Below are 19,224 nucleotides of genomic sequence, written 5' to 3' on the forward strand. Positions count from 1 at the left end.
TTCCTGACGCTCGCACCCTTACTCTTCCGGAATCCGAGTGTCGTCACCGGATGTTCACTGCGGCCGGTCCGCCGGTCGCCCTGCCTCGGAGGCCGCCGACTGATGAAGCCGGGCCCACTCCACCGCCTCGGTACGCCCGATGATCCGGCAGGGCGACCTGCTCGACGGCCCTTTCCGGAGCGGCTCGGCGTGTCGGCCACCGACGCTCAGGAGCCGATCGCGGTGGTCGCGGCCGGTCCGGCCAACGCCGGGCGGAGCGCCGTGCTCGCCACGCTCCTGGAAATCGACTCCGGAATGCTCGCCGTGCCCGACGGTAGCTGGCTGGTGGTGCGACACAGCGCCACCCCCACCCGGGCCGCCTACGTGCCCGGCTACCGCACGCCGCACGCGTACCGACCCGATCTCCCGACGGCGGGGCCGGCGCTGGCCCGGCCGCCGCGCCGGGTCGAGCTGAGCCTGCCGCAGCCCTTGGCGAGACGGCTGGTGCTCGTCAACACGCCGGACATCGACACGCTCGGATCAGCCGGGTGCGGGGTCCTGCTCGACGCGGTGGGCCGGGCCGGCGCTCTGCTGTTCGTGATCGCGGCGGACCAGTCGTTCGGCGCCGCGGAGTTGGATCTGCTGTCCGACATCGCCGGGACACCGGTGGAGGTGTTCTTCGCGGTCACGCCGGGCGTCGACGGCTGGGCGGCCGGTGAGGGCACGGTGGCGGTGCGGGGATCGGGGGAGTCCGGTGGCCCGGCGGTTGATCCGGTCACGGTCACCGTCGAGGCGCACCGGGCCGCGCTGCTCGTCGCCGTGCCCGGGCTGGCCGACGCCCGCTGGTTCCCATTGGCCACCGGCGGTGCGGCCGAGGTGCGGCGGACCCTGGCGAACTGGGCCTCCGACGAGGCACTGCGCCGGGGCAGTCTTGAGCCACCCGAGCTGCCGGGCGAGCGTGGCCGGGTGCCGGTGCTGGCCGCGCCGGAGGAATGGTCGGAACAGCTCGACCGGCAGGTCCGTACGGCCGCGCGGCGGATCCGGCAACACCTCGCCCTGGAACTGGCGAACATGCACATGCGTGTGGTGCAGGAGATCGTCTTCGGGGTCGGCTGCGCCGGCCTGCCGCAACTGCTCGACCGGGAGATGGCGGCGCTGTCCCTGCTGGCCACCGCGCAGTGCGATCACCATGCCGGCGAACTCGTCGACGAGGCCGCCGGGCGGCTCTTCGGCACGCCGTTGCCCGAGGGGGTCCGCCGACGGATCGACAAGGCGGTCCGCTGGGGCCTGGTGGACGAGGCGAACGCGCAGGAGTTGGCGCGGGCGTTCCTCGTCACCAACTCGGCGGGTGTGGCGTCACTGAACGGCGCGGAGGCGATCGACATGCTGTCCGCCTATCCCGGGGCGCCCCGTTCGGCGGTGCTCCCGCCGGTGGCTGTGGCGTTGTCGGGCGGCTGTTGGCAGCACTGGCGTGCGCCGGGCAACAACGACCCAAGCGCGGCGCGGGCCTGGGCGCAGCGGGCGTTGCGGGAGATCGAGTTGGAGCTGTCGCGGGAGGTCGCCCGCCGGTTCGAGGCGCTGCGCGTCTCGCTGAGCGCGGTGCTGTCTGATGCTGCCGAACACGGCATCCTGCTCGCCTGACCGGGCCGCCGCCGACCCCGCCGGTAACGCCGGTGGGGCATCGATCCGTGCCCGGGACGCGACCAGTCGTGCCGGTGACGCGGCCGTGGGCGGCGTTCCGGGCCGGTCCGGCGTTCCGGTTCCTCGATTCCCCGGATCCGGTGGCACGATGGGGGACATGGCGGCTCCGCAGGTTGCACCGGTCGAGACCCCGGACACCGATGAGGTGCCGGCGGCTGACCGACCGTGGGTGACGATTGTGTGGGATGACCCGGTCAACCTGATGACCTACGTGACCTGGGTCTTCCAGAAGCTTTTCGGCTACAGCCGGGAAAGGGCCGAGCAGCTCATGCTGGACGTGCACCACAAGGGCAAGGCCGTGGTCTCCAGCGGGGCCCGCGAGCGCATGGAGCACGACGCCTCCCAGCTGCACGCGTACGGACTCTGGGCGACGGTGGACCGGTCGTGAGCATGTTCCGCCGCCGGGGTGACCGGTACGTGGCCACCTTCGCGGTGGACGAGGTGCGGGTGCTGCGTAAGGTCGCCTCCGAGGTGGTTGGCCTGCTCACCGACGGATTCGACCACTCTGACCCGGTTGTCTGCCGACTCTTCCCGGAGGCGTACCCGGACGACGCCGTGGGCACTGCGGAGTTCCGCAGGTACACCGAAGGCGACCTGAAGACCGCGAAGATCGATCAGGCCGGTGCGATCCTGGCCGCGTTGCCCGACGGCGGCGGCGGGGAGGTACGCCTGGACGCCGAGGCGGCCGAGGCGTGGTTGCGGGCGCTCAACGACGCCCGGTTGGCGATGGGGGTACGGCTGGAGATCAAGGACGGCACGGACCTGGGCGCGGAGCTCGACGACGCGGTCGCGGACGATCCCACGTCCAGCCGGGTGTTCCAGCTTTCGGTCTACGCGTATCTCGGTTATCTCCAGGAATCCCTGCTCAACGCCCTGATCGACTGACTGTGACCGGCACCGCCTCGCGGTTGGCCGCAGTCTGGCGCTACCCTTGGCGGCGTGCTGAGCATCGACCGGTCGATCGTTGACGCGATCGTCGCCCACGCCCGTCGGGACCACCCCGACGAGGCCTGCGGCGTGGTCGCCGGTCCCGTCGGCAGTGACACGCCGACCCGGCACATCCCCATGGAGAACGCCGCCCGCTCGATGACCTTCTACGAGTTCGACTCGATGGAGCATCTGCGGGTGTGGCGCGAGATGGACGACCGGGACGAGGAACCGATCGTCATCTACCACTCGCACACCGCCACCGAGGCGTACCCGTCACGAACGGACATCTCCTTCGCCGGTGAGCCCGGCGCGCACTATCTGCTCGTCTCCACCCGGGAGCCCGACACGGAGGAGATCCGCTCCTTCCGCATCGTGGACGGCGTGGTGACCGAGGAGCCGGTGCGGATCCTCGACGCCGGGGTGGATCCGCACGCCGTGCAGTCATACATGTTCGGGCAGAGCCCGGCGACGGTCGACTACGAGTGTTCGGGGCGCTGATCTTCCTCAGCCCCCGGTTCGCCCTTTCCCGTCACCGAGCATTCACCCGATCGAGGAGTACGACACCATGGCCATCGAGGTTCGCATCCCCACCATCCTGCGCAGCTACACCGGCGGCGCGAAGGTCGTCGAGGGCAGCGGCGACACGCTGAACGACCTGCTCACCGACCTGGACTCCCGGCACGGCGGGCTGCGTGACCGGCTGGTGACCGAGGCCGGTGCGCTGCACCGCTTCGTCAACGTCTACGTCAACGACGAGGACGTCCGGTTCCTCGGTGCGCTGGACGCCAAGCTCAACGACGGCGACAGCGTGACCATCCTGCCCGCGGTGGCCGGCGGCGCGTTCGGTTTCGCCGCGGCGGCGGCGATGGCGCAGCACGTCGCGGTAGCGGGCCCCGCGCGCGTCGCCGCGAGCTGAGGCGACCGCGATGGCGCGGTACGAAAGCCTGCTGGACGCCTGCGGCGGGACTCCGCTGGTAGGGCTGCCTCGACTGTCGCCGACGGTGCCCGAGGGCGCGCCGCCGGTGCGGCTCTGGGCGAAGCTCGAGGATCGCAACCCGACCGGCAGTGTCAAGGACCGGGCCGCCCTGTTCATGGTCCGGGCCGCGGAGGCCGCCGGGCGACTCCGCCCCGGCGACACCATCCTGGAGCCGACCAGCGGCAACACCGGCATCTCCCTGGCCATGGTGGCCAAGTTGCGCGGGTACCGCCTGGTCTGCGTGATGCCCGAGAACGTCTCCACCGAGCGGGTGCAGCTGCTCCGGATGTACGGCGCGGAGATCATCTTCTCGCCGGCGGCGGGTGGTTCCAACCAGGCGGTGGCCACGGCCAAGCAGATCGCCGCCGAGCATCCCGACTGGGTGATGCTCTTCCAGTACGGCAACGAGGCGAACGCCCGGGCGCACTACGAGACGACCGGGCCCGAGCTGCTGCACGACCTGCCGACCATCACCCACTTCGTGGCCGGGCTCGGCACCACCGGCACGCTGATGGGCACCGGTCGCTACCTGCGGGAGAAGGTCGAGGGCATCCAGATCGTCGCCGCCGAGCCGCGCTACGGCGAGCTGGTCTACGGGCTGCGCAACATCGACGAGGGGTACGTCCCCGAGCTCTACGACGCGACCGTGCTGACCCGCCGTTTCTCCGTGGGCACCCGCGACGCGGTGCTGCGGACCCGGCAGCTGGTGGAGGTGGAGGGGCTGTTCGTCGGTTTCTCCACCGGTGCGATCCTGCACGCGGCGCTGGCGGTGGCGCACGAGGCGGCGCGTGCCGGTCGTCGGGCCGACGTGGCGTTCGTGGTCAGCGACGGCGGCTGGAAGTACCTGAGCACCGGCGCGTACGGCGGAACCCTCGCCGACGCGGAGGAGGCGCTGGAAGGTCAGCTCTGGGCCTGACCTGCGACGCGTACGACATGTGACGAGGGCCACCGGTGTGCTGCCGGTGGTCCTCGTCGCGTCGGCTCGTCCGGGCCGTCCGGTTCGGTGACGGGTGGTCAATCGGACGGGCGAAACCGGTGTCACGTTGATGACAACTTCCAGCAGATCATTCTTGCGCTTGCACAGGCGGGCGTAGGCTGCCCAGCGTGGCGTACGCGTCGGTAGTGATCACCGCCGGAGCGGCGGCCGGCACGTTCACTACCTACCGTGACAGCGAGACAACTCGATGCGACTGACCGTCCTGGGCTGTGCGGGCAGCTTCCCCGGACCCGAGTCCCCTTGCTCGGCCTATCTGATCGAGGCCGAGAACTTCCGGCTCCTGGTCGACTTCGGCTCGGGTTCCCTGTCCACCCTCCAACGCTATGCCGGGCTGCACGCACCGGATGCCATCCTCCTGACCCATCTGCACTGCGACCACATCCTCGACGCCGCGACCTACGTGGTGGTGCGGCGGTACGCCCCGGACGGGCCCTACCCGCCGCTGCCGGTGTACGCGCCGGCCGGTGCCCCGGACCGGCTGTCCGCCGCGTACGGGCAGGAGGACAGCACCGTCGAGGACGTCTACCAGTTCTACGCACTGCAACCCGGCACCTTCCCGATCGGCCCGTTCACCGTCACCGTCGACCGGGTACTGCACCCGGTGGAGACCTACGGCGTACGCCTGGAGCACGACGGTCGGGTGCTCTGCTACTCCTCCGACACCGCCCCCTGCGAGGCGTTGCTGCGGCTGGCCCACAACGCCGACGTCTTCCTCTGCGAGGCCAGCTACCTCGACGGCGTGGACAACCCGCCGGATCTGCACCTCACCGGCAGTGAGGCAGGCGAGGCGGCGGCCAAGGCCAACGTCGGACGGCTGCTGTTGACCCATCTGGTCCCGGCCTGGGGCAGCGAGGCGCTCACGGTCGCGGCTGCCTCCGCCGCGTACACCGGCCCGCTGGAAGTGGTCCGCCCCGGCGCCACCTACGACGTCTGACCCGCCTGGACGCGGGTCCGTCCGGCGCGGCGGACACCCGGGAGGGACCGAGCCCCGGCGCGGCGGACACCCGGGGAGGGACCGATCAGCGCACCACATAGGGTGCAGGCATGGCGCGACCTGACGGGCGGCGACCCGACCAACTTCGACCGGTGGCTCTGACTCGTGGCTGGAGCACCCACCCCGAGGGGTCGGTGCTGGTGGAATTCGGCGGCACCCGGGTGCTCTGCACCGCCAGCGTCACCGAGGGGGTGCCGCGCTGGCGTCGTGGTTCCGGCCTGGGTTGGGTGACCGCGGAGTACGCGATGCTGCCCCGGGCCACCAACACCCGTTCGGACCGGGAGAGCGTCAAGGGACGCGTCGGTGGGCGTACCCACGAGATCTCCCGGCTGGTGGGCCGGAGCCTGCGCGCCGCGATCGACCTCAAGGCGCTCGGCGAGAACTCGATCGTGCTCGACTGCGACGTCCTCCAGGCCGACGGCGGCACCCGGACCGCCGCGATCACCGGCGCCTACGTGGCGTTGTACGACGCGGTGAACTGGCTCGCCGCCCGCAAGGCGCTGAACGGGAAACCGGAGGCGGTGATGCACCGTTCGGTGGCGGCGGTCAGCGTCGGCGTGGTCGACGGTGAGCCGCGCCTCGACCTGTGCTACGACGAGGACGTGGCCGCCGAGGTCGACATGAACGTGGTCTGTACCGGCACCGGCGACTTCGTCGAGGTGCAGGGCACCGGCGAGGCGGGGGTGTTCGCCCGCGACCAGCTCGACGCCCTGCTCGATCTGGCCGTGGTCGGCTGTGTGGATCTGGCCGAAGCCCAGCGCAAGGCTCTTTCCCTGTGAGCGCGAGGAGTGCGCTTGCGCGCCCCGCAGTCGCGAACGAAAGGTAACTCAGTGTGAACAAGGTGCTGCTCGCCACCCGTAACCGTAAGAAGCTGATCGAGTTGCAGCGCATCCTCGACGGGGCGCTGGGCGTGCACCGGGTCGCGCTGGTCGGGCTGGACGACGTCGAGGCGTACCCGGAGCTGCCGGAGACCGGGCTGACCTTCGGTGAGAACGCTTTGATCAAGGCGCGGGAAGGCTGTCGGCGTACCGGGCTGCCGACGGTCGCCGACGACTCCGGGTTGGCCGTCGACGCGCTCAACGGGATGCCGGGGGTGTTCAGCGCCCGCTGGGCCGGGCGGCACGGCGACGACCAGGCCAACCTCCAACTGGTGCTCGACCAGATCGGTGACCTGCCGGACGAGCACCGGGGTGCCTCCTTCGTCTGCACCATCGCGTTGGTGCTGCCTGGCGGCAAGGAACACCTGGTCGACGGCCGGCAGTCGGGTCGGCTGCTGCGCGCCCCGCGCGGCGACGGCGGATTCGGCTACGACCCGATCTTCCTCGGCGACGGCCAGGACCGCACGAACGCCGAGCTGACCCCGCAGGAGAAGGACGCGATCAGCCACCGGGGCAAGGCGCTGCGCGAACTGGCCGCCCTGCTCGCCAAGGTCATCTGAGCCACCGGGATCCTGGTACGCACCACCCCGGCCCGTACCAGGATCTCGCGGTGGGGTCAGCCGAGCGGGCCGATCTCCCGCTCGATGGCGGTGCGCAGGTCGGGGGCGGCCAGCACGGCGCGGGCGGCCTCCATCAGCGGGGCGAGGAACACGTCGGGGCCGGGCTCGCCGACGGCTTCGCCGAGCGCGGCGATCGCCGCCCGCCCGGCCGGCGACGGGGTCAGCGGCGCTCGCAACTGCAACCCGCGTACGGCGGCGAGCAACTCCACCGCGAGCAGGCTGGTCAGATTGTCCAGCACGGTACGCAGCTTCTTGGTCGCCGCCCAGCCCATCGAGACGTGGTCCTCCTGCATGCCGCTGGTGGGCAGCGAGTCGACCGAGGCGGGCGCGGCCAGCCGACGGTTCTCGGCGACGATCCCGGCGGCCGTGTACTGCGCGATCATCAGCCCGGAGTTGACCCCGGCGTCGGGGGAGAGGAACGCGGGCAGGTCCCGGGACCGGGTGACGTCGAGCAGCCGGTCCACCCGACGTTCGGCGATCGCGCCCACCTCGGTGGCGGCGATGGCCAGGAAGTCCGCCGCGAAGCCCAGCGGTGCGCCGTGGAAGTTCCCGGTCGACTCGACCCGGCCGTCCGGCAGCACCACCGGGTTGTCCACCACCGAGACCAGCTCCCGGGCGGCGGTCGCCCGGACGAACTCCAGGGTGTCGCGTGCCGCGCCGGCCACCTGGGGCGCGCAGCGCATCGAGTAGGCGTCCTGCACCGCGTGCGCCAGGTCGTCCCGGTGCGAGTCCATCACCGCCGAGTTCTGCAACAGGCGGTGGATGTTGGCCGCCGAGACGCCCTGCCCGGGATGCGGTCGGATGGCGTGCAGCTCCGGCAGGAACGGCCGCTCCGAGCCGAGCATCGCCTCGATCGCCAACGCGGCGGTCACGTCGGCCATGGTGAACAGGTGGGCGGCGTCGTCGATGGCGAGCAGCAGCATGCCGAGCATGCCGTCGGTGCCGTTGATCAGCGCCAGCCCCTCCTTGGCGGCCAACTCCACCGGGGCGAGGCCGACCCGGCGCAGCGTGTCGGCGGCAGGTAGCCGTTCGCCGTCCGGGCCGAGCACCCAACCCTCGCCGAGCAGCACCAGCGCGCAGTGCGCCAGCGGCGCCAGGTCACCGGAGGCGCCCAGCGAACCGTGCTCCGGCACCCACGGGGTGATCTCGTGGTTGAGCAGGTCCACCAGGGCCTCGGCAACCAGCGGGCGTACCCCGGAGCGGCCGAGCGCCAGCGAGCGGATCCGCAGCAGCATCATCGCCCGCACCACCTCGCGGGGCATCGGCGCCCCGACCCCGGCGGCGTGTGACCGGATCAGCGCGTGCTGCAACTCGGCGCGACGCTCCGGGGCGACGAAGGTGTTCGCCAACGCCCCGAAACCGGTCGACACGCCGTACACGGGACGACCGGCGGCCTCGATGCCGTCCACGATGGACCGACTGGTGGCCATCGCGGCGACGGTGGCCGGGTCGAGGACCACCTTGGCGTCGCCGCGCGCCACGGCGAGCACGTCGGCGGGGGTGACTCCGGTGGGCTGGATGGTGACGGTCATCGGGGTACTCCGTTGTGCAGGACCTGGCGGACGAGGGGGACTCCGGGCCGGTAGGCCAGGTGCAGGTGAGACGGCGCGTCGAGGATGACCAGGTCGGCTCGGGCACCGGGTCGCAGCACACCGATGTCGTCGCGGCGCAGCGCCCGCGCGCCGCCGGCCGTCGCGGCCCAGACCGCCTCCGCCGGGGTCATCCCCATCTCGCGTACGGCCAGCGCGATGCAGAACGGCATCGACGAGGTGTACGACGAGCCGGGGTTGCAGTCGGTGGCCAGCGCCACGGTCACGCCCGCGTCGAGCAGTCGGCGGGCGTCAGGGTAGGGCGATCGGGTGGAGAACTCGGCACCGGGCAGCAGCGTCGCCACCGTCGTCGTGCCGCCGTCCTCGTCACCGGCCCGGGTCGAGACCAACGCGTCGACGTCGGCGTCGGTCAGATGGGTGCAGTGGTCCACACTGGCCGCCCCCAGCTCCACCCCGAGCTGCACGCCCGGACCGGGTCCCAACTGGTTGGCGTGCACCCGTACCCCCAGGCCGACGGCCTGGCCGCAGGTCAGGATCGCCCGCGCGTGGTCGGCGTCGAAGGCACCCCGCTCACAGAACACGTCGATCCAGCGGGCGTGCGGCGCGGCGGCGGCCAGCATCGGCCCGCAGACCAGCGACACGTAGTCGTCGGGACGGGCGGCGTACTCGGCCGGGACCACGTGCGCACCGAGGAAGGTGGTCTCGGTGCTGACCTCGGCGGCGATCCGCAGCGAGCGGGCCTCGTCGACGACGGTGAGGCCGTACCCACTCTTGATCTCGATCGTGGTGGTGCCCTGCCGCAACGCCTCCGCGCGCAGCCGCCGCACGGTGGCCCGCAGTTCGCTGTCGGAGGCGGCGCGGGTGGCACCGACCGTGGTGCGGATACCGCCGCCGGTGTACCGCTCGCCGGCCATCCGGGCGGCGAACTCGGCGGCCCGGTCCCCGGCGAAGACGAGGTGGGCGTGACTGTCCACGAAACCGGGCAGCACCGCCGATCCGGCGGCGTCGATCCGGTGGTCTGCGGACGGCGTGTCGGTGGTCGGGCCGATCCAGACCACCTCGCCGTCCTCGATGAGGAGCGCGACACGTCGCCGGATCCCCAACGGCCCGCCCACGCCCCGACCGGCGTCGTTGGTGACCAGCTCACCGATGTTGTCCACCAGCAGACTAGGCATCGGTCACTCCCCTGATCGCGGTCGTCAGCTCGCCGGGCACATCCACGCGTACGTGCCGGCCGTCGCGGACCAGCACCTGACCGTCCACCACCACCTGCGCGACGTCGGCGGCCCCGGCGGCGAACCAGACACCCGCCGGGGTCACCCCGGCCGTGCGTACGCTGTCCAGCCGCACCGTTACCAGGTCGGCCCGGTCACCGACCGCGATCCGCCCGGCATCGGTCCAGCCCAGCGCGGCATGCCCGGCCGTGCTCGCGGCGGCCAACAACTCGGCCGGGGTGAAGTGACCGCGCCGCCGGGTACGCAGCCGCTCGTCCAGCTCGACCGCGCGGGCCTCCTCGAACAGGTCGACCATGGCGTGACTGTCGCTGCCCAGACTGAGCGGGATGCCGACGTCGGCCATCCGGCGGACCGGACCGATCCCGTCGGCGAGATCCCGTTCCGTGGTGGGACAGAGGCAGACCCCGGTCCGGCTGTCCCCGAGCAGACCCACGTCGGCGCTGGTCGGATGGGTGGCGTGCACCGCCGTGGTGGCCGGGCCGAGCACCCCGTGGTCGGCGAGCAACCGCGTCGGGGTGCACCCGTGCACAGCCCGGCAGGCGTCGTTCTCGGCGGGCTGCTCCGACAGGTGCACGTGCAACGGCGCGTCGCGCCGGTGCGCCCAACCGGCGACGGTGGCGAGCTGCTCGGCCGGCACCGCGCGTACCGAGTGGATCGCGGCACCGAGCCGCGCATGCCCACCGTCCGGGGCGAACCCGTCGAGCCGCTGCGCCCAGCGCAACGCGTCACCGTCGCCGAACCGCTGCTGCGGCCCGACCAGCGGCCGCCCGTCCACCGAGGCGGTCAGATAGCAGGTGTCCAGCAGGGTCAGTCGGATCCCCGCCTGGGCCGCCGCCTCGACCAGGGCCGCGCCCATCGCGTTCGGGTCCGCGTACGGGCGGCCACCCGGCCCGTGATGCAGGTAGTGGAACTCACCGACACAGGTGATGCCGGACAGCGCCATCTCGGCGTACACCGCGCGGGCCAACGCCAGGTACGAGTCCGGGTCCAGGCGGGCGGCGACCGCGTACATCTGGTCCCGCCAGCTCCAGAAGTCACCCCGACCGAAATGGGTGCGCCCCCGCAACGCCCGGTGGAACGCGTGCGAGTGGGCGTTGGCCAACCCCGGCAGGGTCAGCCCCGGCAGCCGCACCGCGTCGGCCAGCACGTCGACACCCGCGTCAGGCCCACCACGCGGCGTGAGCGGGGTGACGCCGGTGATCCGGTCCCGCACCGTCTCGATCAGCACGTCCCGGGTGGGTTCGGCCTCCCCGGGAAGCCAGGCGTACTCCGCGAGCCAACGGGTCGAGGTCATCGGGCCTGCCCCCTGTCGAGCTGAACCGTTCGTGCTCTCCGGCGCTCGTCGCCCGCGCTCAACGGCATGCCAACTCCTTCAGCACCCTGGCCAACGCCGCCACCCCGGTCGCGCAGTCGGCGTCGGTGGCCGACTCGGCGGGGGAGTGGGACACCCCGGTCGGGTTGCGGACGAAGAGCATCGCGGTGGGCAGGTGACCGGCCAGAACTCCGGCGTCGTGGCCCGCCCCGGTCGGCAACACCGGCGCGTCGAGCAGCGTGGCCAGCCGGTCGGCCAGCGAGGAGTCGAAGGCCACCAGCGGGGTCGCCGACTCCTCGGTCAGCGTCACCCGCGTACCGTCGCGGCGGGCCCGCTCGGCGGCCTTGCCGTGAACCGCCGCGACCAGCTCGGCGAGGGTGTCCGGCTCGGCCGCGCGGGCGTCCAGCCAGCCGGTCACCCGCGACGGGATCGCGTTGGTGGCGTTCGGCTCCACCGCCACCCGCCCGACGGTGGCGTGGGCGGCGCGCAGCCGGGCCTCCTTGTTCGCGGCGAGCACCGTGAACGCGTACGTGAGCATCGGGTCGTGACGGTCGGCCATCCGCGTCGTACCGGCGTGGTTGCCCGCACCGTCGAAGTCGAACCGCCAGCGGCCGTGCGGCCAGATGGCGCTCGCGACGGCGACCGGCGCGTCCTGATCGACCAGCGCGCGGCCCTGCTCGACGTGCAACTCCACGAAGGCCGCGAAGCGACCGACCAACTCCGGGCGGGCACCCGCCGGACGCTCGCCCAACGCCTCGGCGAAACTCACCCCGTGGGCATCGCGCAGCCCGGCTGCGCGTTCGGCCGTCAGCGAGCCGGTGAGCAGCCGAGAGCCCAGGCACGGTACGCCGAACCGGGCCCCCTCCTCCTCCACGAACGCCGCCACCGCCACCGGCCGGGAGGGCGTGACGCCCACCGCACTTAGCTCGTCGACCGCGAGGAAGGCGCTCACGATGCCTAGCGGCCCGTCGTACGCGCCGCCGTGCGGCACCGAGTCGAAATGGCTGCCGGTCAGCACGGCGTCACCGCCGCCCGGGTCACCCCACCAGGCGAACAGGTTGCCGTTGCCGTCCTCGGTGACCGGCATGGCCCGCTCGTCGGCCTGTGCCCGGAACCACTCCCGCAGCCGCAGCTCCGGCTCGGTCAACGCGTACCGCAGGTAGCCGCCGCTGCGCTCGTCCCGCCCGATCGGGGCGATCTGGTCCCACAGCTCGCGAAACCTGTTAGGAAGGGCCCCTTCCTCTACCGTATGCGTTAACAAGGTGCCCTTCCTTACTCCGCCATCGGGATGCGGACGTCGGTGTGGGGGGTGGGGTAGCCGGCGTCGACGTGCCGGATGACCCCCATCGCCGGGTCGTTGGTCAACACCCGCTCGATCTTCTGCCCGGCCAACGCGGTGCCGTCGGCCACACAGACCTGGCCCGCGTGGATGGACCGGCCGATGCCGACCCCACCGCCGTGGTGGATGGACACCCAGGACGCCCCGCTGGCGGTGTTGACCAGCGCGTTGAGTAGCGGCCAGTCGGCGATCGCGTCGGAGCCGTCGGCCATCGCCTCGGTCTCCCGGTACGGGCTGGCCACACTGCCGCAGTCGAGGTGGTCACGGCCGATCACCACCGGCGCGCTCAGCTCACCCGAGGCGACCATCTCGTTGAACCGTACGCCGGCGACGTCCCGCTCGCCGTAACCGAGCCAGCAGATGCGCGCGGGCAGCCCCTGGAAGGCGACCCGCTCACCGGCCATCCGGATCCACCGTGCCAGCGACTCGTTCTCCGGGAACAGCTCCAGGATCGCCCGGTCGGTGGCGGCGATGTCGGCGGGATCGCCGGAGAGCGCCGCCCACCGGAACGGGCCCTTGCCCGCACAGAACAACGGCCGGATGTACGCGGGCACGAAGCCGGGGAAGTCGAACGCCCGCCCGTACCCGCCGAGGCGGGCCTCGCCCCGGATCGAGTTGCCGTAGTCGAAGACCTCCGCGCCCGCGTCGAGGAACCCCACCATCGCCTCGACGTGCTTGGCCATCGACGCCCGCGCCCGGTCAGTGAACTCGGCCGGCTGGGCCGCCGCGTACTCCCGGGCGTCGGCCAGCCCGACCCCCTCCGGCAGGTACGACAGCGGATCGTGGGCGCTGGTCTGGTCGGTGACGATGTCGACCGGCACCCCTCGGCGCAGTAGTTCCGGGAAGACGGTGGCGGCGTTGCCGACGACCCCGACGCTCAACGCCCGGCGCTCTCGTTTGGCGTCGAGCACCCGCCGTACCGCGTCGTCCAGGTCGTCGGCGATCTCGTCCAGGTAGCGGTCGTGCACCCGGCGGGCCAGCCGACTGCGGTCCGCGTCCACGATCAGGCAGGCACCGCCGTTCATGGTGACCGCGAGCGGCTGCGCCCCACCCATGCCGCCACAACCGGCGGTGAGCGTCAAGGTGCCGGCCAGGGTGGCGTCGGCCTGCTGCCCGTCGACACGGCCGGCGGCGAGCTTGGCCGCCACGGCGGCGAACGTCTCGTAGGTGCCCTGGAGGATGCCCTGGGTGCCGATGTAGATCCACGAGCCGGCGGTCATCTGCCCGTACATGGTGAGGCCGAGCTGCTCCAGGCGGCGGAACTCCGGCCAGGTGGCCCAGTCGCCCACCAGGTTCGAGTTGGCCAGCAGCACCCGTGGCGCCCACTCGTGGGTACGCATCACCCCGACCGGACGGCCCGACTGCACCAGCATCGTCTCGTCGTCGCGCAGCTCGGTCAGTGTCCGCACCAGGGCGTGGTACGAGGGCCAGTCCCGGGCGGCCCGGCCGGTGCCGCCGTACACGACGAGGTCGTCGGGGCGCTCGGCGACCTCCGGGTCGAGGTTGTTCATCAACATCCGCAGGGCGGCCTCCTGCGGCCAGCCCCGGGCGGTACGTTCGGTGCCGCGCGCGGCCCGGACGGGGTTCGCGCCCGGTGTGACCTGGTCGGATCGCGTCATGGCGGATCTCCTCCTAACCGAGGAACAACTGTCGACGGGCCGCCGAGGCTTCGAACGCCTCCAGCCGCCGTTGGGTCTCGGCCGGGGCGGCGTCACAGATCGCCTGGAGCAGCACCATGGCCAGGGTCATCGGAGCGGTGTGCAGGTCGAACACGAGTTGCGCGCCGACCGCGGCGGACAGCACCACGTCGGCGTACTCGGTCGCCGGGCTCACCGGTGAGTCGGTGATCGCCACGACCGTGAGGTTCGCCTCGCGGGCCTCGCGCAGCGCCTCCAGGGTCTCCCGGGGGTAGCGCGGCAGCACGAACGCCAGCAGCGCCCCCGCCCCGGCCTCGGCAGCCTGCTCGATACGGTCGGTGAGCAGGCTGCCGCCGTCGTCGAGCACCCGCACGTCGGGGTGCACCTTGGCGGCGAAGTACGCGAAGTAGGCGGCCAGCGGCGCGGCGGACCGCAGGCCGAGCACCGGCAGCGGCCGACTGGCCGCCAGCACCCGCCCGGTCTCGGCGATCCGCTCCCGGTCGGCCAACTGCCCGGCCAGCCGCTCCAGGTTGCCGATCTCCGCGCGTACCGCCTGCTGAAGCTCGTTGCCGACGGGCGCCGGACCGGGCGCGGCGGCGGTCAGCTCGCGCAACCGGCGACGCAAGGCCGGGTAGCCGTCGTGGCCCAGCGCCACCGCGAACCGGGTGACCGACGGTTGGCTGACCCCGGCCAGCTCGGCCACCTCGGCGGCGGAGAGGTAGCCGATGGCGGCGGCGTGCTGCACCAGACAGTGCGCGATGCGTCGCTGCGTCGGGGTGAGCCGGACCCCGTCGAACAGGCCGACGACCCGCTCCGTCGACGCCGCCGTAGCTCCCTCATTCACGCAGCGACTCTATGCATGAAAACTTTCACCTGGCAAGCTGATCTGCGCTTTCCACTGTGGACGGCAATTGGTCTGCGATTTCAGCGCGGTCCTCGGGGCCGAGGTGACCGCCGGGCAGCTAGGGGTGCGGCAGGTGGATAGGATCCCGCTCGACGGTCGAGCAGAGGAGTTGCCATGCAGCCGGACGGCCCCTACCGGTACACCCACATGCTGGGTGGGTCACCGGTCGGGAAGGCATGGGCCGCCGTGGACGGGCAGGGCCGCTTCGTCACGGTGGCCGTGCTGGACGCCACCGTGGCTGCTACTCAGGGCTGGCGCGAGGCATTCGCAGCGATCACCAACAATCTGGCCCAGACGGGCGGTATGCCCTTCGTCTACGCGGACTTCTCCGCCCCGGCGCCCTGGGTGGCCTACCCCGCCGAGGCGGGGCCGGGCGCGGAGCGACTTTTCCGGGCCCTCGGCGTGGAATACCAACCCGTGCCGACCAACGCGTCGACCCTCCCCACCCCACCTCAGCCGGTGTCCGGTGCGCCTCTGCCCACCTCGGGTCCGCCCGAGCCGGTCTCCGGTGCAGCCCAGCCCATCTCCGGTCTGCCCCAGCCCATCTCCGGTCCGCCCGAGCCGGTGTCCGGCGGACCGCAGCCTGTCTCCGGTGCTCCCGGTCCCGTCTCGGGCGCTCCGCTTCCGGTTTCAGGTGGACCTGGCCCGGTTTCGGGCGCCCCCGCTTCACCCGGCTTCGGGACGCCCTTCGACGACGCGCCGCAGCACGACCCGTTCACCGCGCCGGTACGCCGGATCCAGCCCTCTGCGCCACCACGGCGCCAGACCGGTCTCTGGGCGGCGATCGCCGTGCTGCTCCTGGTGGCCGCCATCGGTGGTGGAGCCGGTGTCTGGGCCATCTCGGCCAGCGGGCCGGACACCCCGCCGCCGACACCCGCACCGACCGTCACCCCACCCACCCCCGGCCTCAAGCCGTGGGCGGCAGCCGCGCCCCGCAGTGACGAAGAGCGGGCCCTCGCCATCGCCGCGCCGTCGATGGTGTTCCTGGAGGCGATCGTCACCGGTTACGTGCGCGGCAAGCAGAAGGACGACCTGCTGCACCCGGATCCGTTCACCTTCAGCCGCCGGTGCACGGGAGTTGTGGTCAACCACGACGGGCACGTGATCACCAACGCGCAGTGCGTGCAGCCGACCCCGGACATCCTGCTCGAACACGCACTCGGTGAGCTGGCCAAGGTCCGCGTCGCCAAGGGCGAGCTCAAGACAGGTGACGTCGCGAACTACGTCCGGGCCCGGATGACGACCACCAGCTTCACCGGCGCCGAGGCGGGCACCGAACCCGAGGCCAGCCTGCACGGGCAGCTGAATGTGGCCACGGGTGACCTGACCAGCGCACCCGCGATCTCCGGCAGCGTGGTACGAGCACTCACCCTCGCCGAGGGCAACCTGGCGTTGGTCAAGCTCGAACAGGGCAACCTGCCGGCTGTCGAGGTGAACACCGCCGCGACGATCGCCACCGGAACGGCGTTGCACGCGCTCGGATACGCGACCACCGACACCGAGTACCGGTCCGCCACCTACACCGTGCAGTCCAAGCCGGCACAGGTGACCGAAGTCGATCTGGAATCCTCGACCTACCGCATCAACGACGATGTCGGCGCCTCCTCCCGAGGCGGAGTCGTCGTCGACTCCGACGGCAGGGTGGTCGGCATACTTGACAACGACGTGTTGCAACCCGAGCGACCGAACCGCCTGGTGGTGCCGGTGTCGCGGGTCAACGGACTGCTCAGTGCCGCCGAGGTCGAGAACGCCATCGGTGAGCCGGGTCAGGCTTACCGGGATGCGCTGGACGCCTACTTCGATGGTGACGAGGCGAAGGCCGCCGCGCGATTCGCCGAGGTTGCCGACCAGTCGCCCACGAACGCGCTGGCCGAGGCGTACCGGGAGGCTGCCGTCGCCGCCGGAGGTGCGGAACCGTCCCGTCGTGGCTGGGCGGTGCCGGTGCTCATCGCCGCAGGCGTCGCTCTGCTCGGCGGGATCGCGGCGTTGGTACTGGTGCGGATACGCCAGCGGCGCCCCTAGCTAATCGGTCGCACCGCTGAGGATCGGTGTCAGGACCTCGCCGAACAGTGGTGTGAGCTTGCGGGCGTACTCAGCCGTGATGTGGTTACCGTCGCGGCGGACGATGACTCCGCCTACGAAGATCGGGCATTGCCCGTCTTCGCAGAACCAGTCGGTCGTCGCGATGTGCCAGGAGTTCCGGCCGCCCCAGGCCCTCCGCTCAACCTCGGTGTACGCGCGGTACTCCGCGTTGAGCGTCGAGACGCAGTCGCGTGGGGTGGAGAGCCGGGTGATGCAGGACTTCGGATCCGGGCCCAGGGGTGGGGGTTGCAGGGCGACGACCTTTCCTGCGGCGGCGAGCCACTGTTCCCTGGCGGTACGAGCGGCCTCCTCCCAACGGACCTGGAACGGGGTGTCGCCGGTTCCGACGAACCGTTGTTGGTAGGCGTTGCTGACGATAGCCAGGTCAGGCTTGCGGTCATCGATCACCGCACGTACCGCCTGTCGGTGCCCGGGACAGGAACGGGTGATCTTTTCGATCGGGGAGACGGTGTCCGAGGCGAGGAACGGGCAACCGGCATAGGTCAGATCCTGAACCACCCAGCCGGCCGGCTCCAGGACGGAGCGAACCAGCGGCAGCCAGGCGGTTCCGATGGAATCGCCGACGACGACGGCCAGTCTCCGGGGACGTGGCGTCGTCACGGCACACTCGTTGCCGTCCGGGACCGCCGGTCGGCAGCCCCGCCCCTCCCCGGAGGAGAAGCTGACCGTGCTCAGTTCACCGAGCGACGGTGTCAGCACCGGCCAGTCGGTCGCGTCGAGCGCTGCCCGGACCTGCTGCGCCAGTTCGGATTGTGAGCTGACCGTCCAGGTGCCGGCCGGTGTCTGGGACGGCGGCGTACGGACGACGACGGCGGTGGTGGTGACCACGGCAACGGTGGCGACCACCGCCACCAGCACGGCACCTCGGCGGGTCAGCCTCGCCCCGCTCAGCTGCGGCGCCCCTCCGGGCGGCTGGCGCTCCAACCATGACGAGCGGCGGATCGGGTCCTCGACCAGGTGATAGGAGAGCACCGAGAGCAGCGCGGTACCGCTGAGCGTGAGCACCACCGTGCCGTGCCCGGCGGCGGGAAACGCCGCGCCGATCAGGATGAGTAGTGGAAAGTGCCACAGGTAGAGGGAGTAGGAGATGTCTCCAACGTAGCCCACAGCCCGGTTCGTCAGCGGAACCATCAGCCGCTGTCCACCGACGCCGCCGGCGATGACCAGGGCAGTCGAGATCACCGCCAGGAACGCACCCGGGACCGGGAACGGGGTCTGCTCGTTGACGACGAAGACCGAGACGACCAACCCGACCAGCCCCGACCACTGGTACGCGGGACGGACCGTGGCCGGGATACGGGCCAACAGGGGGGTGGCCACCGCCAGCAGCGCGCCAATCCCCAACTCCCAGGCTCGGGAGACGGTCGAGAAGTACGCCACGGTCGGCCGATGCCCGACCTCCCACAGCGCGAATGCGATCGATGCGAGGACGATCACGCTCAGGACCACGCCTACCGCCCACCGGGCTGCGTACCGTCGTCGGCCCCGGTGGGTCAGGTAGCCCAGAACCAACCCGAGCAGGATCGGCCATACCAGGTAGAACTGCTCCTCCACGGCCAGCGACCAGTAATGCCGCAACGGCGAAACCGGTCCGTCGGTCTGCCAGTAGTCGGTGCCGACCGCCGCGAACCGCCAGTTGGCCGTGAAGAGCGCCGCGTACAGGGTGTCCCAGGCCGTCGAGCGAGCCCGCTCACCCAGAAACAACAACGACGACGCGAGGTACGTGGTCACCAGGACCAGTACCGCCAGGGGCAGGATCCGGCGGACGCGTCGCCGGTAGAAGTCCGCGAAGGAGATGCGCCCCGTCCGGCCGTGCTCGGTGAGCAGCAGATTGGTGATCAGGAAGCCGGAGATGACGAAGAAGACGTCAACGCCGACAAACCCGCCGGCGGGCCAGTGCAGGACGTGGTCGAGGATCACCACCACGACCGCAAAGGCACGCAGTCCCTGAATGTCCGGGCGGAACCCCGACCGGCGACTCCCCGGCCTGCCGGGGGCGGCATCGTGAACCGGCGTCGCGAGGGGGCCTGACGGCATCGGGTCCTTCCTCATGCTAGGGAATCCGCGTC

17 protein-coding genes are annotated in these 19,224 nt (G+C 71.6%); 10 read left to right on the plus strand and 7 right to left on the minus strand.

Annotation, left to right across the window (positions count from 1 at the left end; genetic code table 11):
• The first annotated feature begins 189 nt into the window (after window positions 1–189).
• The 9 genes from ACLQ2S_RS03080 to rdgB all read left to right on the plus strand — a co-directional run bounded on the left by ACLQ2S_RS03080 (window position 190) and on the right by rdgB (window position 7,015).
• The gene (locus ACLQ2S_RS03080) at window positions 190–1,620 is read left to right on the plus strand and encodes a hypothetical protein (protein WP_425701060.1); all 1,431 of its coding nucleotides are present in this window, start codon (window positions 190–192) and stop codon (window positions 1,618–1,620) included.
• A 157-nt stretch (window positions 1,621–1,777) separates the two neighbouring features.
• Entirely contained in the window at window positions 1,778–2,068 is a 291-nt protein-coding gene (clpS, locus tag ACLQ2S_RS03085) for an ATP-dependent Clp protease adapter ClpS (RefSeq protein WP_155221534.1), read from the plus strand.
• 2 nt (window positions 2,069–2,070) lie between these two features.
• Window positions 2,071–2,565 carry a DUF2017 domain-containing protein gene (locus tag ACLQ2S_RS03090; protein WP_155221560.1) on the plus strand — a complete coding sequence of 165 codons (495 nt, stop codon included), beginning with the start codon at window positions 2,071–2,073 and terminating at the stop codon, window positions 2,563–2,565.
• A gap of 54 nt (window positions 2,566–2,619) precedes the next feature.
• Complete coding sequence (locus tag ACLQ2S_RS03095) at window positions 2,620–3,108, plus strand: M67 family metallopeptidase (RefSeq protein WP_309223777.1); 489 nt, start codon at window positions 2,620–2,622, stop codon at window positions 3,106–3,108.
• A 67-nt stretch (window positions 3,109–3,175) separates the two neighbouring features.
• A complete protein-coding gene (locus tag ACLQ2S_RS03100) occupies window positions 3,176–3,526 on the plus strand; it encodes a MoaD family protein (RefSeq protein ID WP_155221533.1) in 351 nt (116 codons plus the stop codon).
• A 10-nt stretch (window positions 3,527–3,536) separates the two neighbouring features.
• A complete protein-coding gene (locus ACLQ2S_RS03105; protein WP_155221532.1) occupies window positions 3,537–4,502 on the plus strand; it encodes a PLP-dependent cysteine synthase family protein in 966 nt (321 codons plus the stop codon).
• Window positions 4,503–4,770: 268 nt separating this feature from the next.
• Complete coding sequence (locus tag ACLQ2S_RS03110) at window positions 4,771–5,517, plus strand: MBL fold metallo-hydrolase (RefSeq protein WP_155221531.1); 747 nt, start codon at window positions 4,771–4,773, stop codon at window positions 5,515–5,517.
• A gap of 110 nt (window positions 5,518–5,627) precedes the next feature.
• A complete protein-coding gene (gene rph / locus ACLQ2S_RS03115) occupies window positions 5,628–6,356 on the plus strand; it encodes a ribonuclease PH (RefSeq protein ID WP_155221530.1) in 729 nt (242 codons plus the stop codon).
• Between the two features lie 53 nt (window positions 6,357–6,409).
• Window positions 6,410–7,015 (plus strand): RdgB/HAM1 family non-canonical purine NTP pyrophosphatase, encoded by a 606-nt coding sequence (gene rdgB, locus ACLQ2S_RS03120; protein WP_309223776.1) that lies wholly within the window; start codon window positions 6,410–6,412, stop codon window positions 7,013–7,015.
• Window positions 7,016–7,071: 56 nt separating this feature from the next.
• Here rdgB and hutH read toward each other — a convergent pair whose 3' ends face one another.
• From hutH to ACLQ2S_RS03150, 6 genes are read right to left on the minus strand one after another with little or no spacing between them, the layout of a single operon-like run.
• Complete coding sequence (gene hutH / locus ACLQ2S_RS03125; RefSeq protein WP_425701061.1) at window positions 7,072–8,607, minus strand: histidine ammonia-lyase; 1,536 nt, start codon at window positions 8,605–8,607, stop codon at window positions 7,072–7,074.
• On the minus strand, window positions 8,604–9,800 hold the full coding sequence (hutI, locus tag ACLQ2S_RS03130) for an imidazolonepropionase (protein ID WP_425701062.1): 1,197 nt from the start codon (window positions 9,798–9,800) through the stop codon (window positions 8,604–8,606). Before hutI ends, hutH begins: the two co-directional genes overlap by 4 nt.
• Window positions 9,793–11,154 carry a formimidoylglutamate deiminase gene (locus ACLQ2S_RS03135; protein WP_425701063.1) on the minus strand — a complete coding sequence of 454 codons (1,362 nt, stop codon included), beginning with the start codon at window positions 11,152–11,154 and terminating at the stop codon, window positions 9,793–9,795. The genes hutI and ACLQ2S_RS03135 overlap by 8 nt, the downstream gene beginning before the upstream one ends.
• Before the next feature lie 58 nt (window positions 11,155–11,212).
• Entirely contained in the window at window positions 11,213–12,433 is a 1,221-nt protein-coding gene (locus ACLQ2S_RS03140) for an allantoate amidohydrolase (protein ID WP_155221526.1), read from the minus strand.
• Window positions 12,434–12,444: 11 nt separating this feature from the next.
• Window positions 12,445–14,130, minus strand: coding sequence for a urocanate hydratase (locus ACLQ2S_RS03145; protein ID WP_425701064.1), 1,686 nt, complete (start codon window positions 14,128–14,130; stop codon window positions 12,445–12,447).
• Between the two features lie 13 nt (window positions 14,131–14,143).
• A complete protein-coding gene (locus tag ACLQ2S_RS03150) occupies window positions 14,144–14,992 on the minus strand; it encodes a MurR/RpiR family transcriptional regulator (protein ID WP_425701065.1) in 849 nt (282 codons plus the stop codon).
• Window positions 14,993–15,166: 174 nt separating this feature from the next.
• Between ACLQ2S_RS03150 and ACLQ2S_RS03155 the strand changes: the two genes are divergently transcribed.
• Window positions 15,167–17,074, plus strand: a complete 1,908-nt coding sequence (locus tag ACLQ2S_RS03155) for a trypsin-like peptidase domain-containing protein (RefSeq protein ID WP_425701066.1) — start codon at window positions 15,167–15,169, stop codon at window positions 17,072–17,074.
• On the opposite strand, the gene ACLQ2S_RS03160 is transcribed toward ACLQ2S_RS03155, so the two are convergent.
• Complete coding sequence (locus ACLQ2S_RS03160) at window positions 17,075–19,207, minus strand: acyltransferase family protein (protein ID WP_425701067.1); 2,133 nt, start codon at window positions 19,205–19,207, stop codon at window positions 17,075–17,077.
• Window positions 19,208–19,224 lie beyond the last annotated feature (17 nt).

The sequence above is a fragment of the Micromonospora sp. DT48 genome (assembly GCF_049844495.1).
GTDB lineage: Bacteria > Actinomycetota > Actinomycetes > Mycobacteriales > Micromonosporaceae > Micromonospora.

Excerpts from the sequence above, each read along its gene's own strand:
- clpS (WP_155221534.1), top strand. The coding sequence starts at position 1,778 with ATGGCGGCTCCGCAGGTTGCACCGGTCGAGACCCCGGACACCGATGAG.
- ACLQ2S_RS03090 (WP_155221560.1), top strand. The coding sequence starts at position 2,071 with ATGTTCCGCCGCCGGGGTGACCGGTACGTGGCCACCTTCGCGGTGGAC.
- ACLQ2S_RS03100 (WP_155221533.1), top strand. The coding sequence starts at position 3,176 with ATGGCCATCGAGGTTCGCATCCCCACCATCCTGCGCAGCTACACCGGC.
- ACLQ2S_RS03105 (WP_155221532.1), top strand. The coding sequence starts at position 3,537 with ATGGCGCGGTACGAAAGCCTGCTGGACGCCTGCGGCGGGACTCCGCTG.
- ACLQ2S_RS03110 (WP_155221531.1), top strand. The coding sequence starts at position 4,771 with ATGCGACTGACCGTCCTGGGCTGTGCGGGCAGCTTCCCCGGACCCGAG.
- rph (WP_155221530.1), top strand. The coding sequence starts at position 5,628 with ATGGCGCGACCTGACGGGCGGCGACCCGACCAACTTCGACCGGTGGCT.
- hutH (WP_425701061.1), bottom strand. The coding sequence starts at position 8,607 with ATGACCGTCACCATCCAGCCCACCGGAGTCACCCCCGCCGACGTGCTC.
- hutI (WP_425701062.1), bottom strand. The coding sequence starts at position 9,800 with ATGCCTAGTCTGCTGGTGGACAACATCGGTGAGCTGGTCACCAACGAC.
- ACLQ2S_RS03135 (WP_425701063.1), bottom strand. The coding sequence starts at position 11,154 with ATGACCTCGACCCGTTGGCTCGCGGAGTACGCCTGGCTTCCCGGGGAG.
- ACLQ2S_RS03145 (WP_425701064.1), bottom strand. The coding sequence starts at position 14,130 with ATGACGCGATCCGACCAGGTCACACCGGGCGCGAACCCCGTCCGGGCC.
- ACLQ2S_RS03155 (WP_425701066.1), top strand. The coding sequence starts at position 15,167 with ATGCAGCCGGACGGCCCCTACCGGTACACCCACATGCTGGGTGGGTCA.
- ACLQ2S_RS03160 (WP_425701067.1), bottom strand. The coding sequence starts at position 19,207 with ATGAGGAAGGACCCGATGCCGTCAGGCCCCCTCGCGACGCCGGTTCAC.